Below are 15,298 nucleotides of genomic sequence, written 5' to 3' on the forward strand. Positions count from 1 at the left end.
TTTGCGTTGACCTCTTCGCGAGCAGGCTCGCTCCCACAGGTTTTGTGCTCGCCGCCGATCCTGTGGGAGCTGGCTTGCCAGCGATGAAGCCCTAAAAGTCAATAAACATCCTCAAACCAAGCCCGAATTCTGCATTCAAAGAAGCTCTGAGCCTCTCTCGTCCCCGTTAAGCCTGTCACCAGTCAACTAACTATGCTCCATGCGCGTCTGGGGGATAGGTGCGTGGCGGCCTTTGTGATAACATCCGGCGTTTTCCGAGGCCGCTCCACGGAGCTGTCTTTACTGCGCAAATCCACTCTCCGGAATGTTGATTTGTCGTAAGTCGGCGCACGGCACTCTGCCGTGCCCGACGAGCTTCGTTGCTCCCACATGGATATGACGAAGTTTCACCAGAAAAAGGAATCAGGCTTCTCATGGGCGAACTGGCCAAAGAAATCCTCCCGGTCAATATCGAAGACGAGCTGAAGCAGTCCTACCTCGACTACGCGATGAGCGTGATCGTCGGCCGTGCACTGCCGGATGCGCGCGATGGCCTCAAGCCCGTGCACCGTCGCGTACTGTTCGCGATGAGCGAGCTGGGCAACGACTACAACAAGCCGTACAAGAAATCTGCCCGTGTTGTCGGTGACGTGATCGGTAAGTATCACCCGCACGGTGATACTGCGGTGTACGACACCATCGTCCGCATGGCTCAGCCTTTCTCCCTGCGCTACCTGCTGGTCGACGGTCAGGGCAACTTCGGTTCGGTGGACGGCGACAACGCCGCGGCCATGCGATACACCGAAGTGCGCATGACCAAACTGGCGCACGAGCTGCTGGCCGACCTGCACAAGGAAACCGTGGACTGGGTGCCGAACTACGACGGCACCGAGATGATCCCGGCGGTCATGCCGACGCGGATTCCCAACCTGCTGGTCAACGGCTCCAGCGGTATCGCCGTGGGCATGGCGACCAACATTCCGCCGCACAACCTCGGTGAAGTCATCGACGGTTGCCTGGCGCTCATCGACAACCCTGAGCTGACCGTCGATGAACTGATGCAATACATCCCCGGTCCGGACTTCCCGACCGCCGCGATCATCAACGGTCGCGCCGGCATCATCGAAGCCTACCGCACCGGTCGCGGGCGCATTTACATGCGTGCCCGCTCGATCATCGAGGACATCGACAAGGTCGGTGGCCGTCAGCAGATCGTCATCACCGAACTTCCTTACCAGTTGAACAAGGCGCGTCTGATCGAGAAGATCGCCGAGCTGGTTAAAGAGAAGAAGCTTGAAGGCATCACCGAGCTGCGCGACGAGTCCGACAAGGACGGTATGCGCGTCGTGATCGAGCTGCGTCGCGGTGAAGTGCCTGAGGTGATCCTCAACAACCTCTACGCCCAGACCCAGCTGCAAGCGGTGTTCGGCATCAACATCGTCGCGCTGATCGACGGCCGTCCGCGGATCCTTAACCTCAAGGATCTGCTGGAAGCCTTCGTCCGTCACCGCCGCGAAGTCGTCACCCGCCGTACCGTGTTCGAACTGCGTAAAGCCCGTGAACGTGGCCACATCCTTGAAGGTCAAGCGGTTGCCCTGTCGAACATCGACCCGGTGATCGCCCTGATCAAGGCTTCGCCGACCCCGTCGGAAGCCAAGGAAGCGCTGATCAAGACCGCGTGGGAATCCTCCGCCGTGGTCGCGATGGTTGAGCGCGCCGGTGCTGATTCGTGCCGTCCTGAGACGCTCGATCCGCAATATGGTCTGCGTGAAGGCAAATACTTCCTGTCGCCAGAGCAGGCGCAAGCCATTCTGGAACTGCGTCTGCACCGTCTGACCGGTCTGGAACACGAGAAACTGCTGGCCGAGTATCAAGAGATCCTCAACCAGATCGGCGAGCTGATCCGCATCCTCAACAGCGCCGTGCGCTTGATGGAAGTGATCCGCGAAGAGCTGGAAGTGATCCGTGCCGAATACGGCGATGTGCGTCGTACCGAAATTCTCGATGCACGCCTCGATCTGACCCTGGGTGACATGATCCCGGAAGAAGAGCGCGTCGTGACCATTTCCCACGGTGGCTACGCCAAGACCCAGCCATTGGCTGCGTACCAGGCTCAACGTCGTGGCGGTAAAGGCAAATCGGCGACCGGCGTCAAGGATGAGGACTACATCGCTCACCTGCTGGTTGCCAACAGCCACACCACGCTGCTGCTGTTCTCCAGCAAGGGCAAGGTGTACTGGCTCAAGACCTACGAGATCCCGGAAGCGTCCCGCGCTGCCCGTGGTCGTCCGCTGGTCAACCTCTTGCCATTGAGCGAGGGCGAATACATCACCACCATGCTGCCGGTCGATCTCGAAGCCATGAAGCGTCAGGCTGACGAAGAAGAAGCCGAAGGCGCCGAGGCTGATGTAGAAGAAATCGAAAACAGCAACGAGACCGACGAAGAGCGCCGCGCGCGCATCAAGGCGGCTGATCGCAAGAAGGCGCCGTTCATCTTCATGTCGACCGCCAACGGTACCGTCAAGAAGACCCCGCTGGTGGCCTTCAGCCGTCAGCGTAGCGTTGGTCTGATCGCGCTGGAGCTGGACGAAGGCGACATCCTGATTTCCGCGGCCGTCACCGACGGCGAGCAGGAGATCATGCTGTTCTCCGACGGCGGCAAGGTCACTCGCTTCAAGGAATCCGAAGTTCGCGCCATGGGCCGTACCGCCCGCGGTGTGCGTGGTATGCGTCTGCCGGAAGGTCAGAAGCTGATTTCCATGCTGATCCCGGAAGAAGGCAGCGAGATTCTCACCGCTTCCGAGCGCGGTTATGGAAAGCGTACCGCCATCACCGAGTTCCCTGAGTACAAGCGTGGCGGTCAGGGCGTTATCGCCATGGTCAGCAACGAACGTAACGGCCGTCTGGTCGGTGCGGTTCAGGTGCAGGACGGCGAAGAGATCATGCTGATCTCCGATCAGGGCACGCTGGTGCGAACCCGTGTCGACGAAGTGTCGAGCCTGGGTCGTAACACTCAAGGTGTCACGCTGATCAAACTGGCCAAGGATGAAACCCTGGTCGGCCTGGAGCGGGTTCAGGAGCCTTCGGAAGTCGAAGGTGAAGAGCTCGAAGGTGAAGAGGGCGAGGAGTTCGAAGGCAATGTCGTGATCGACGACGCAGTCGAAGACCAGCAACTCGACGCCGCAGCAGACGAAGAACCGCAAGAATAAGCGGACAAGCGAGGGGGCGGATGAGAATTCGCCCCCTTGTTATTTGTCCGGTATGAATTTTCGACATCATGGAGATCCCCTGTGGGAGCGAGCCTGCTCGCGAAAGCAGGCGCTGCGGTACCTGCGAAGCACCGCGGTGATGCGTTCGTGAGCAGGCTCGCTCCCACAGGGCCGTGTTGATCAATAGTGTGATTTATTGCGTGATACCACCAAATCAGAGCGAGATTGGATGTGAGCAAGCGAGCCTATAACTTCTGCGCCGGTCCTGCGGCGCTTCCTGAAGCTGTCCTGCAGCGCGCCCAGGGTGAACTCCTTGATTGGCATGGCAAGGGCTTGTCGGTCATGGAAATGAGCCATCGCAGCGATGAGTTCGTGTCCATTGCCACCCAGGCCGAGCAGGATCTGCGTGACCTGCTGAATATCCCGTCGAACTATAAAGTGCTGTTTCTGCAAGGTGGCGCCAGCCAGCAATTTGCACAGATTCCACTGAACCTGCTGCCTGAGGGCGGCTCGGCCGACTACATCGACACCGGTATCTGGTCGCAAAAAGCCATCGAAGAAGCCTCGCGTTACGGCCATGTCAACGTCGCCGCGACCGCCAAGCCTTACGACTATTTCGCCATCCCCGGCCAGAACGAGTGGAACCTGTCGAAAGACGCCGCTTACGTTCACTACGCCCCGAACGAGACCATTGGCGGTCTGGAATTCCAGTGGATTCCGGAAGTCGGCGACGTGCCGCTGGTCGCTGACATGTCTTCGGACATTCTGTCGCGTCCAGTCGATGTCTCGCGTTTCGGCATGATCTATGCCGGCGCACAAAAGAACATTGGTCCGAGCGGCATCGTCGTCAACATCATTCGTGAAGACCTGCTGGGCAAGGCCCGTGCGCTGTGCCCGACCATGCTTGACTACAAGGTCGCGGCCGACAACGGCTCGATGTACAACACGCCGCCGACGCTGGCCTGGTATCTGTCCGGTCTGGTGTTCCAGTGGCTGAAAGAGCAGGGTGGTGTCGAAGCCATCGCCAAGCTGAACGATGCCAAGCAGCGCACGCTGTACGACTTCATCGACGCCAGCGGTCTCTACAGCAACCCGATCAACAAGTCGGATCGCTCGTGGATGAACGTGCCGTTCCGTCTGGCCGATGATCGTCTCGACAAGCCGTTCCTGATCGGTGCCGAAGAGCGTGGTCTGCTCAACCTCAAGGGCCACCGCTCTGTGGGCGGCATGCGCGCCTCCATCTATAACGCCGTCGACATCACCGCCGTTAACGCGCTGGTGGCGTACATGGCTGAATTCGAGAAGGAACACGGCTGATGTCCGAGCAAGAACTCAAGGCACTGCGCGTTCGCATTGACGCTCTGGACACCAAAGTCATGGAGCTGATCAGTGAGCGTGCGCGTTGCGCCCAGGAAGTTGCGCGAGTAAAGATGGCCTCGCTGGCCGAAGGCGAAGTGCCGGTGTTCTATCGTCCTGAGCGCGAAGCCCAGGTACTCAAGCGAGTGATGGAGCGCAATCAAGGGCCGTTGGGCAACGAAGAAATGGCGCGGTTGTTCCGCGAAATCATGTCTTCGTGCCTCGCGCTGGAGCAGCCGCTTAAAGTGGCTTACCTCGGCCCTGAAGGCACCTTCACTCAGGCTGCGGCCTTGAAGCACTTCGGTCACGCGGTGATCAGCAAGCCGATGGCGGCGATCGACGAAGTGTTCCGTGAAGTGGCGGCCGGTGCGGTGAATTTTGGCGTGGTGCCGGTGGAAAACTCCACCGAAGGCGCGGTCAATCACACCCTCGACAGCTTCCTCGAACACGACATGGTGATCTGTGGCGAAGTCGAGCTGCGCATTCACCATCACCTGTTGGTCGGTGAAAACACCAAGACCGACAGCATCAGCCGCATCTATTCCCATGCTCAGTCGCTGGCCCAGTGCCGCAAGTGGCTGGATGCGCATTACCCGAATGTCGAGCGCGTGGCGGTGTCCAGCAACGCCGAGGCGGCCAAGCGGGTCAAGGGCGAGTGGAATTCGGCGGCGATTGCCGGCGACATGGCCGCCGGTCTGTATGGCCTGACGCGTCTGGCCGAGAAGATCGAAGATCGTCCGGACAACTCCACGCGCTTCCTGATGATCGGTAACCAGGAAGTACCGCCAACCGGCGACGACAAAACCTCGATCATCGTGTCCATGAGCAACAAGCCCGGCGCGCTCCACGAGTTGCTGGTGCCGTTCCATGACAACGGGATCGACCTGACCCGCATCGAAACCCGGCCGTCGCGCAGCGGCAAATGGACCTACGTGTTCTTCATCGACTTCGTTGGCCATCACCGTGATCCGTTGATCAAAGGTGTACTGGAAAAGATCAGTCAGGAAGCTGTAGCACTCAAAGTGCTGGGTTCCTACCCGAAAGCAGTTCTGTAAGGGGCGGTAGTAATGAGTGGCAATTTCCTCGCTCTGGCACAGCCGGGCGTGCAACAACTTTCGCCTTACGTTCCGGGTAAGCCTGTGGACGAACTGGCGCGCGAGCTGGGTCTGGACCCGGCAAAAATCGTCAAGCTGGCGAGCAACGAAAACCCGCTGGGTGCCAGTCCAAAAGCCTTGGCGGCGATCCGTGAAGAGCTGGCCGAGCTGACTCGTTATCCCGATGGCAACGGCTTTGCGCTGAAGTCCTTGCTGGCCGAGCAGTGCCGCGTCGAGCTGAATCAGGTCACCCTGGGCAACGGCTCAAACGACATTCTTGAGCTGGTGGCGCGTGCCTATCTGGCGCCAGGCCTCAACGCCGTGTTCAGCGAGCATGCGTTCGCGGTGTACCCGATTGCCACTCAAGCGGTCGGCGCTCAAGCCAAAGTGGTGCCGGCCAAGGATTGGGGGCATGACCTGCCTGCGATGCTGGCGGCCATCGATGCCAACACTCGCGTGGTGTTTATCGCCAATCCGAACAACCCGACCGGTACCTGGTTCGGCGCTGAAGCGCTGGACGAGTTCCTGCAGGATGTTCCGGAGCATGTGCTGGTGGTCCTGGATGAGGCCTACATCGAGTACGCCGAAGGCAGCGACTTGCCGGATGGTCTGGATTTCCTCGCGGCGTATCCGAACCTGCTGGTTTCGCGCACCTTCTCCAAGGCTTATGGCTTGGCGGCATTGCGCGTCGGCTATGGTTTGTCGACTCCGGTAGTGGCGGACGTGCTGAACCGTGTTCGCCAGCCATTCAACGTCAACAGCCTGGCCCTTGCGGCTGCCTGTGCGGCGTTGAAAGACGAGGAGTACCTGGCACAAAGCCGTCAGCTCAACGAGTCCGGCATGCAGCAGTTGCAAGCGGGTTTCCGTGAGCTGGGTCTGGGCTGGATCGAGTCCAAAGGCAACTTTATCTGCGTCGATCTCGCTCAGGTGGCGGCTCCGGTGTTCCAGGGGTTGCTGGCCGAAGGTGTGATCGTGCGTCCGGTGGCTAATTACGGCATGCCGAATCACCTGCGGATCACCATTGGTCTGCCGGCCGAAAACAGCCGTTTCCTTGAAGCGCTGCGCAAGGTTCTGGCTCGTGGGTGATGTCACTGCGCTGCAATCTGCTGCACCTATGATCGGTCGCCTTGTGGTGGTCGGTCTGGGGTTGATCGGTGGTTCGTTTGCCAAAGGCTTGCGTGAAAGCGGTGTTTGCCGCGAAGTGGTCGGGGTCGATCTCGATCCGCAATCGCGCAAGCTGGCGGTCGAGTTGGGTGTGGTGGATCGCTGTGAAGACGATCTGATGGCTGCGTGCCTGGGCGCTGACGTGATTCAGTTGGCGGTGCCGATTCTGGCCATGGAAAAAGTCCTCGCGCGTTTGGCGAGCATGGATCTGGGTCAGGCGATTCTGACTGATGTCGGCAGCGCCAAAGGCAATGTGGTGCGCGCGGCGACCGAGGTGTTTGGCGGCATGCCTGCGCGGTTCGTGCCGGGCCATCCGATTGCCGGCTCCGAGCAGAGTGGGGTGGAAGCCTCCAATGCCGAACTGTTCCGTCGTCATAAAGTGATCCTGACGCCGCTTGAGCAAACCGATCCGGCTGCGCTGGCGATCGTTGATCGGTTGTGGCGCGAATTGGGGGCTGACGTCGAGCACATGCAGGTCGAGCGTCACGATGAAGTGCTGGCCGCAACCAGTCATTTGCCGCATCTGCTGGCCTTCGGTCTGGTCGACTCGTTGGCCAAGCGCAATGAAAACCTTGAGATCTTCCGTTACGCTGCCGGTGGTTTTCGCGATTTCACAAGAATCGCCGGAAGCGACCCGGTGATGTGGCACGACATCTTCCTCGCCAACCGCGAGGCTGTTCTGCGCACACTCGATACATTTCGCAGCGACCTCGACGCCTTGCGCGACGCGGTCGATGCAGGGGATGGGCACCAATTGTTGGGCGTTTTCACTCGCGCCCGGGTTGCCCGTGAGCATTTCAGTAAAATCCTGGCCCGCAGGGCCTATGTGGACGCTATGAATTCCAACGATCTGATCTTCCTGGCTCAACCTGGTGGCCGCCTGTCCGGTCGGATTCGCGTACCGGGCGATAAATCGATTTCCCACCGCTCGATCATGCTCGGTTCGCTGGCCGAAGGCGTCACCGAAGTCGAAGGTTTCCTTGAGGGCGAAGACGCCCTGGCAACCTTGCAGGCGTTCCGCGACATGGGCGTGGTCATCGAAGGCCCGCATCATGGTCGCGTGACCATTCACGGTGTCGGCCTGCATGGCCTGAAGCCTGCGCCGGGCCCGATCTATCTGGGCAACTCCGGTACATCGATGCGTCTGCTGTCCGGCCTGTTGGCGGCGCAGAATTTCGACAGCACCCTGACCGGCGATGCTTCGCTGTCCAAGCGTCCGATGAATCGCGTGGCCAATCCGCTGCGTGAAATGGGCGCCGTGATCGAAACTGCTGCTGAAGGTCGTCCACCGATGACTATTCGTGGCGGGCACAAACTCAAAGGCCTGACCTACACCATGCCGATGGCCAGCGCTCAGGTGAAATCCTGCCTGCTGCTGGCGGGTCTGTACGCTGAAGGCAAGACCACTGTCACCGAGCCTGCGCCAACCCGCGACCACACCGAGCGCATGCTGCGTGGCTTCGGGTACCCGGTGAGCGTTGAAGGCGCGACGGCTTCGGTCGAGTCCGGCGGCAAGCTGACCGCAACTCATATCGAAGTGCCGGGCGATATCTCGTCGTCAGCGTTTTTCCTGGTGGCGGCTTCGATCGCCGAAGGCTCCGAGCTGGTGCTCGAGCACGTCGGTATCAATCCGACCCGTACCGGTGTCATCGACATCCTGCGCCTGATGGGCGCGGACATCACGCTGGAAAACCAGCGTGAAGTCGGCGGCGAGCCAGTGGCTGACCTGCGCGTGCGAGCAGCTAAGCTCAAGGGTATCGAGATTCCGGAGGAGCTGGTTCCGCTGGCCATCGACGAGTTCCCGGTGCTGTTCGTGGCCGCTGCCTGTGCCGAAGGGCGCACGGTGCTGACCGGCGCCGAAGAGCTGCGGGTCAAGGAATCGGATCGTATCCAGGTCATGGCGGACGGTTTGCTGGCGCTGGGCGTCAAGTGCGAACCGACCCCGGACGGCATCATCATCGACGGCGGCCAGATCGGTGGCGGCGAAGTGCATGGTCACGGCGATCACCGCATTGCCATGGCTTTCAGTGTTGCGTCTTTGCGCGCTACCGCGCCGATTCGCATCCATGATTGCGCCAACGTCGCGACATCGTTCCCGAACTTCCTCGCGCTGTGCGCTCAGGTCGGCATTCGTGTGGCACAAGAGGCTCAGTCGTGAAAAACATTGCACCGGTCATCACCATTGATGGGCCAAGCGGCTCGGGCAAAGGCACTGTAGCCGGGATTCTGGCAAAGCGTCTGGGCTGGAATCTGCTGGATTCCGGTGCGCTTTACCGCTTGCTGGCGTTTGCTGCGCACAATCACGGTGTCGACCTGACCAATGAAGAGCTGCTGAAGAAACTTGCCGCTCATCTGGATGTGCAGTTCATCGCGGCGACCGACGGTCAACTGCAGCGCATCATTCTGGAAGGTGACGAAGTCAGCGATGTCATTCGCACTGAAAGCGTCGGTTCCGGCGCCTCTCAAGTGGCTGCATTGCCCGCCGTACGCGAGGCGCTGCTGCAGCGTCAACGCGCGTTCCAGGAGGCGCCGGGTCTGGTGGCCGATGGTCGCGACATGGGCACGGTGGTTTTTCCGACCGCACCGCTGAAGATTTTCCTGACCGCCAGTGCCGAGGAGAGGGCGCGCCGTCGATATTTGCAGTTGAAGGGCAAAGTCGAGGGTGTTAGTCTGTCGAGTCTGCTAGATGAGATCCGTGCACGCGATGAGCGTGACACCCAGCGCGCAGTAGCCCCGCTCAAGCCGGCGGCTGATGCCATACAGCTGGATTCCACGGAGTTGTCCATCGATCAGGTGCTTGAACGCATCATGAGCGAGATCGCCATTCGCGATATCGCCGGGTGACCAAGAAGGTCGCAGGGGACCAGTCATAGTCCTGCGGCGCTTCTTCTATATGAAACTAACCCACACCGTCTGGGGTGTGGAGATGGGCGTATCCTTCGCCCTCATTTACAGGAATTAAAATGAGCGAAAGCTTTGCGGAACTCTTTGAAGAAAGCCTAAAAACCCTGAACCTTCAGGCAGGCTCCATCATCACCGGTGTTATCGTTGATATCGATTACCAAGCTCGCTGGGTAACCGTTCACGCTGGCCTGAAGTCTGAAGCACTCATCCCGCTTGAGCAGTTCTACAACGACGCTGGCGATCTGACTATCAATGTCGGTGACGAAGTTCACGTTGCTCTGGACTCGGTTGAAGACGGTTTCGGTGAAACCAAGCTGTCCCGTGAAAAAGCCAAGCGCGCTGAATGCTGGATCGTTCTGGAAGCTGCCTTCGCAGCCGAGGAAGTGGTCAAGGGCGTTATCAACGGTAAGGTTAAAGGCGGCTTCACTGTCGACGTTAACGGCATCCGTGCGTTCCTGCCAGGTTCCCTGGTTGACGTCCGTCCAGTGCGCGACACCACGCACCTGGAAGGCAAAGAGCTGGAATTCAAGGTCATCAAGCTGGACCAGAAGCGCAACAACGTTGTCGTTTCCCGTCGCAGCGTCCTGGAAGCCGAGAACTCCGCCGAGCGTGAAGCTCTGCTGGAATCCCTGCAGGAAGGCCAGCAAGTCAAAGGTATCGTCAAAAACCTCACCGATTACGGCGCATTCGTCGATCTGGGTGGCGTGGACGGCCTGCTGCACATCACCGACATGGCCTGGAAGCGCATCAAGCATCCTTCCGAGATCGTCAACGTTGGTGATGAAATCGACGTTAAGGTTCTGAAGTACGATCGCGAACGCAATCGTGTTTCCCTGGGCCTGAAGCAGCTGGGCGAAGATCCATGGGTTGCTATCAAAGCCCGTTACCCAGAAAGCACTCGCGTTACCGCTCGTGTAACCAACCTGACCGACTACGGCTGCTTCGCTGAGCTGGAAGAAGGCGTTGAAGGTCTGGTACACGTTTCCGAAATGGACTGGACCAACAAGAACATCCACCCTTCGAAAGTCGTACAAGTCGGCGACGAAGTGGAAGTTATGGTTCTGGACATCGACGAAGAGCGTCGTCGTATCTCCCTGGGCATCAAGCAGTGCAAATCTAACCCATGGGAAGATTTCTCTGGCCAGTTCAACAAGGGCGATAAAATCTCCGGCACCATCAAGTCGATCACCGATTTCGGTATCTTCATTGGTCTGGACGGCGGCATCGACGGCCTGGTTCACCTGTCCGACATCTCCTGGAACGAAGTTGGCGAAGAAGCTGTTCGTCGTTTCAAGAAGGGCGACGAGCTGGACACCGTTATCCTGTCGGTTGACCCAGAGCGCGAGCGTATCTCCCTGGGTATCAAGCAACTGGAAAGCGACCCGTTCTCTGAGTACGTTCAAGAGAACGACAAAGGCGCCATCGTTAAAGGCACTGTGAAAGAAGTTGACGCCAAAGGCGCCATCATCGTTCTGGCCGACGATATCGAAGCGACTCTGAAAGCCTCCGAAATCAGCCGTGACCGCGTTGAAGACGCGCGCAACGTTCTGAAAGAAGGCCAGGAAGTAGAAGCCAAGATCATCAGCGTTGACCGCAAGAGCCGCGTAATCCAGCTCTCCATCAAGTCGAAAGACGATGCTGAAGAGAAAGAAGCTATCCAAAGCCTGAAGGCTGAAGAAGCTCCTGCTGGCGACACCACCATGGCGGCACTGCTGCGCCAGGCAATGGCCAAACAGAACTAAGTTCTGCTTGATCATTAAAAAGGGCGACTTCGGTCGCCCTTTTTTGTGCCTGCGATTTGATGCGACGCTTCAGCGCGTGAAACCAATTCCTTTGCTCGTAGGTCTGTTTCTTTAATCGGATCAATCGTCTATTCACGACTAAGCTGGTCTTAAGCGTGTAGTCGTCAGGCATGGCCTGGCATAAGGAAGTGGATGAACAAGTTTATTGTCGTTGCAGTGGTGCTGGCGTTGGCAGGTTGCACCACAAGTGCGAAGACCCATGCCGTGCGCGGCGTCAGTGGTATCGAGGTCGACTGCTCAGGGCTGGGCTCTGGCTGGGAGAAGTGCCAAAAGCGTGCAGCGAAGGAGTGCAAGGGAGCAGGCTACAAAGTGATTACACGATCCGACGATGCCGAGGATGAGGATGAATATCCGTTCGGCTTCAACCCTGCGGGCTTCGTGACTCGAACCATGCTGGTGATCTGTCGCTAATCTCGCATGATCCGGTCGGGTGTTGATCTCATGAAAATGCGCGTATCGACGCGTAGGAAGATATGTCAATCCCTGGGCTGTTCAAAATCTTCCGGGCGTGCTAAAACCTTTCAAGCGCTGATCTAGCTGCTTGAAAAAGAAGGGAAAAATATGACGAAGTCGGAGTTGATCGAACGAATTGTCACCCATCAAGGGCTACTCTCATCCAAGGATGTGGAGCTGGCCATCAAGACCATGCTTGAACAAATGTCCCAATGCCTGGCCACCGGTGATCGCATCGAGATCCGTGGATTCGGCAGCTTCTCCCTGCACTATCGCGCGCCGCGCGTTGGTCGCAATCCCAAGACCGGCCAGTCCGTCAGTCTGGACGGTAAATTCGTTCCGCACTTCAAGCCGGGCAAAGAATTGCGCGATCGGGTGAACGAGGAAGAGGAGGAGGGGGTTTGACAGTGGCTATTTTTCAGGGGGCTGGTCATGCGTAACTTGAAGCGCATACTTCTCGGCGTTTTTATTCTTTTGCTGGTGATGGTGATTCTGGCGTTTGTTCTTGAGAATCAGCAGTCGGTGTCTTTGTTGTTTCTTGGGCTGTCTGGTCCGCAGTTGCCAGTCTCGTTGGTCGTCGTACTGGCGTTGCTCATCGGTATGTTGATTGGGCCAGTACTTGGTTGGTTCTTGGGGCGTTCCTCCAGAGCCGCGCGTAAACGACTGGTCTGAGAGCGACAGGTGCAGGGCATCTGTCGAAATTGCGCCCCAGCCTGTCTTTATCCATTAGTAAAACCATCATTAAGCTGTAAAATGCGGCCCTTGTTCGATAGTGCCTTATTGCATGTCGTTTCAGACTGACTCTGACGGATGCCACTGCTTGATGGCTTCTGCATTCATGGATTAGACAGCGCTCGTTGTTGGCTCTGTCCGCAGCTCAAGGGTATCGTTTCGCGTGAAAATTCTAGTTACCGGCGGCGCCGGGTTTATTGGCTCGGCAGTTATCCGTCATATCATTTCCAATACATCCGACTCCGTAGTGAACGTCGATAAACTGACGTATGCCGGTAACCTCGAATCTCTGGCGCAAGTCAGTCACGACCCTCGTTATGCCTTCGAGCGTGTAGATATCTGTGAGCGCGAGCAGATCGAGCGTGTTCTGCGCGTTCATCAGCCGGATGCAATAATGCACCTGGCCGCAGAGTCCCATGTCGACCGCTCCATTTCAGGTCCGTCCGAGTTCATTCAGACCAATATCATTGGCACATACACCTTGCTGGAAGCTGCGCGCCATTACTGGATGGCGCTGGATGATGGGCGTAAAGCGATTTTCCGATTTCACCATATCTCTACGGATGAGGTTTACGGCGACTTGGAAGGGACGGAAGAACTTTTTACCGAAGAAACGCCGTATCAGCCAAGCTCGCCGTACTCAGCCAGTAAAGCCAGTTCCGATCACCTGGTTCGCGCTTGGTCACGCACGTATGGTTTGCCGACGCTGGTGACTAATTGCTCGAACAACTATGGTCCTTGCCACTTCCCGGAGAAGTTAATCCCACTAATCATCCTCAATGCTATGGAGGGCAAGCCATTGCCGGTGTATGGCAAAGGCGATCAGGTCCGTGACTGGCTCTATGTGGAAGATCACGCACGCGCCCTCTACAAAGTCTTGACGCAGGGTGTTATCGGGGAAACCTATAACATTGGCGGCCACAACGAGAAGCAGAACATTGAAGTGGTGCATACGTTATGTGCCTTGCTCGATGAGCTGTGTCCGGATTCGCCTCATCGCCCCCATGCCAGCCTCGTCACTTACGTTCAGGATCGTCCAGGCCATGACTTGCGGTACGCAATCGATGCCAGCAAGATGCAGCGCGAGCTGGGCTGGACGCCGCAGGAAACCTTCGAAACCGGAATCCGTAAAACGGTGGAGTGGTATCTGGACAATATGCAGTGGGTTGCCCATGTTAAGAGCGGCAGTTACCAGCAGTGGATTGACCAGAACTACATGGATCGCTTGGGCCAGTGATGAAGATACTGTTGTTGGGAAAAAATGGCCAAGTCGGATGGGAACTGCAGCGATCCCTCGCTCCACTTGGGCAGGTAATCGCTCTCGATCGCCATGGTGCAGATGGGCTCTGTGGGGATCTGTCCAATCTGGTCGGGCTACGCGACACCGTCCGCAGAATGCGCCCTGATGTTATTGTGAATGCCGCAGCGTACACCGCGGTCGACAAGGCTGAGGTTGACATACAGCTGTCAGATTGTGTGAACGGCCTGGCTAGCCAAGTTTTGGCCGAAGAGGCCGCTGCACTGGGTGCATTGTTGATTCATTATTCGACCGATTACGTCTTTAATGGTCAGGGGTCCATCCCTTGGGTGGAAACCGATGCAGTCGACCCGCTCAATCAGTACGGCGCCAGTAAGGCGGCGGGTGAGTGTGCAATCGTCGCCTCAGGCTGCAAATATCTGCTATTTCGTACCAGTTGGGTTTATGGCGCGCGCGGCAAAAATTTTGCCAAGACGATGATGGGCCTGGCAAAAGAGCGGGAAACGCTTAGCGCTGTCGTGGATCAGCTTGGTTCGCCGACAGGGGCTGAGCTGATCGCCGATGTTACAGCGCTGGCGATTCGGCGCGTCATGGTGTCTTCGGAGTTGGCCGGCATCTATCACTTGGCAGCGGGTGGTGAGGTTTCCTGGTACGGCTATGCCACATTTGTGATTGATTTTGCCCGCGCCCACGGTGAAGAGTATGCCGTTACGGCAATCAATCCAATCGAGGCGAGCGGCTATCCAACTGCCGCTCGCCGCCCGTTGAACTCGCGTTTGAATACTCGGAAGCTGTGCGACGCCTTTTCTCTATACTTGCCGGATTGGCAAAGTGGTGTATCCCGAATGCTCACGGAAATTCTGAATAAATGATCAAGACAAACCGCAAAGGCATCATTCTGGCTGGTGGCTCCGGTACACGGTTGCACCCTGTAACGCTCGGCGTGTCCAAACAGTTGCTACCGATTTACGATAAACCGATGATTTTTTACCCGTTGTCGGTGCTGATGCTGGCGGGCATGCGTGAAATCCTGATCATTTCCACGCCTGATGATTTGCCTAATTTCCGTAAGTTGCTGGGGGATGGCAGTCTGTATGGCATTGAGTTGAGTTATGCAGAACAGCCAAGCCCGGACGGCCTCGCCCAGGCGTTTATCATTGGTGAAGATTTCATTGGTGACGACCCTTGCTGCTTGATTCTCGGCGACAATATTTTTTACGGGCCTGAATTCATAGAATAAGCGCAACGCTTGAAACGAGAGGCAGAGAGCCAGCCACCGGTAGAATCCAGGCTCTCACACCGAAGGATTCAAGCGCAGATGACTACGCATTACCGGCAGCTGACTCA

12 protein-coding genes and 1 pseudogene are annotated in these 15,298 nt (G+C 57.8%); all 13 read left to right on the forward strand.

Annotated features, from left to right (window positions below):
- Window positions 1-413: 413 nt before the first annotated feature.
- Complete coding sequence (gene gyrA / locus JJD74_RS23740) at window positions 414-3,188, forward strand: DNA gyrase subunit A (protein WP_042560364.1); 2,775 nt, start codon at window positions 414-416, stop codon at window positions 3,186-3,188.
- 231 nt (window positions 3,189-3,419) lie between these two features.
- A complete protein-coding gene (gene serC / locus JJD74_RS23745; RefSeq protein ID WP_200616955.1) occupies window positions 3,420-4,505 on the forward strand; it encodes a 3-phosphoserine/phosphohydroxythreonine transaminase in 1,086 nt (361 codons plus the stop codon).
- A complete protein-coding gene (gene pheA, locus JJD74_RS23750; RefSeq protein WP_200616956.1) occupies window positions 4,505-5,599 on the forward strand; it encodes a prephenate dehydratase in 1,095 nt (364 codons plus the stop codon). Before serC ends, pheA begins: the two co-directional genes overlap by 1 nt.
- A gap of 12 nt (window positions 5,600-5,611) precedes the next feature.
- Window positions 5,612-6,724, forward strand: coding sequence for a histidinol-phosphate transaminase (hisC, locus tag JJD74_RS23755; protein ID WP_047302448.1), 1,113 nt, complete (start codon window positions 5,612-5,614; stop codon window positions 6,722-6,724).
- 28 nt (window positions 6,725-6,752) lie between these two features.
- Window positions 6,753-8,960: a bifunctional prephenate dehydrogenase/3-phosphoshikimate 1-carboxyvinyltransferase gene (locus tag JJD74_RS23760; protein ID WP_234451851.1), complete on the forward strand. Its 2,208-nt coding sequence runs from the start codon at window positions 6,753-6,755 to the stop codon at window positions 8,958-8,960.
- Window positions 8,957-9,646, forward strand: a complete 690-nt coding sequence (gene cmk / locus JJD74_RS23765; protein WP_047302446.1) for a (d)CMP kinase — start codon at window positions 8,957-8,959, stop codon at window positions 9,644-9,646. Before JJD74_RS23760 ends, cmk begins: the two co-directional genes overlap by 4 nt.
- Before the next feature lie 119 nt (window positions 9,647-9,765).
- Entirely contained in the window at window positions 9,766-11,448 is a 1,683-nt protein-coding gene (gene rpsA, locus JJD74_RS23770; RefSeq protein ID WP_007908431.1) for a 30S ribosomal protein S1, read from the forward strand.
- A 192-nt stretch (window positions 11,449-11,640) separates the two neighbouring features.
- The gene (locus JJD74_RS23775; RefSeq protein WP_200616958.1) at window positions 11,641-11,919 is read left to right on the forward strand and encodes a hypothetical protein; all 279 of its coding nucleotides are present in this window, start codon (window positions 11,641-11,643) and stop codon (window positions 11,917-11,919) included.
- 150 nt (window positions 11,920-12,069) lie between these two features.
- Window positions 12,070-12,366 (forward strand): integration host factor subunit beta, encoded by a 297-nt coding sequence (gene ihfB / locus JJD74_RS23780; RefSeq protein WP_003189779.1) that lies wholly within the window; start codon window positions 12,070-12,072, stop codon window positions 12,364-12,366.
- A gap of 27 nt (window positions 12,367-12,393) precedes the next feature.
- Window positions 12,394-12,633 (forward strand): lipopolysaccharide assembly protein LapA domain-containing protein, encoded by a 240-nt coding sequence (locus JJD74_RS23785; RefSeq protein ID WP_200616959.1) that lies wholly within the window; start codon window positions 12,394-12,396, stop codon window positions 12,631-12,633.
- 223 nt (window positions 12,634-12,856) lie between these two features.
- On the forward strand, window positions 12,857-13,930 hold the full coding sequence (gene rfbB / locus JJD74_RS23790; protein ID WP_200616960.1) for a dTDP-glucose 4,6-dehydratase: 1,074 nt from the start codon (window positions 12,857-12,859) through the stop codon (window positions 13,928-13,930).
- Entirely contained in the window at window positions 13,930-14,823 is an 894-nt protein-coding gene (rfbD, locus tag JJD74_RS23795) for a dTDP-4-dehydrorhamnose reductase (protein WP_200616961.1), read from the forward strand. Before rfbB ends, rfbD begins: the two co-directional genes overlap by 1 nt.
- Window positions 14,820-15,182 (forward strand): annotated as a pseudogene (locus tag JJD74_RS23800) (sugar nucleotidyltransferase); the annotation flags it as partial. The gene rfbD and the pseudogene JJD74_RS23800, both read left to right, overlap by 4 nt.
- Between the last annotated feature and the right edge of the window lie 116 nt (window positions 15,183-15,298).

The sequence above is a fragment of the Pseudomonas sp. MF6776 genome, from assembly GCF_016613125.1.
Lineage (GTDB): Bacteria > Pseudomonadota > Gammaproteobacteria > Pseudomonadales > Pseudomonadaceae > Aquipseudomonas > Aquipseudomonas iridis.

Excerpts from the sequence above, each read along its gene's own strand:
- JJD74_RS23785 (WP_200616959.1), top strand. The coding sequence starts at position 12,394 with ATGCGTAACTTGAAGCGCATACTTCTCGGCGTTTTTATTCTTTTGCTG.
- rfbD (WP_200616961.1), top strand. The coding sequence starts at position 13,930 with ATGAAGATACTGTTGTTGGGAAAAAATGGCCAAGTCGGATGGGAACTG.
- rpsA (WP_007908431.1), top strand. The coding sequence starts at position 9,766 with ATGAGCGAAAGCTTTGCGGAACTCTTTGAAGAAAGCCTAAAAACCCTG.
- pheA (WP_200616956.1), top strand. The coding sequence starts at position 4,505 with ATGTCCGAGCAAGAACTCAAGGCACTGCGCGTTCGCATTGACGCTCTG.
- hisC (WP_047302448.1), top strand. The coding sequence starts at position 5,612 with ATGAGTGGCAATTTCCTCGCTCTGGCACAGCCGGGCGTGCAACAACTT.
- JJD74_RS23760 (WP_234451851.1), top strand. The coding sequence starts at position 6,753 with ATGATCGGTCGCCTTGTGGTGGTCGGTCTGGGGTTGATCGGTGGTTCG.
- gyrA (WP_042560364.1), top strand. The coding sequence starts at position 414 with ATGGGCGAACTGGCCAAAGAAATCCTCCCGGTCAATATCGAAGACGAG.
- JJD74_RS23775 (WP_200616958.1), top strand. The coding sequence starts at position 11,641 with ATGAACAAGTTTATTGTCGTTGCAGTGGTGCTGGCGTTGGCAGGTTGC.
- ihfB (WP_003189779.1), top strand. The coding sequence starts at position 12,070 with ATGACGAAGTCGGAGTTGATCGAACGAATTGTCACCCATCAAGGGCTA.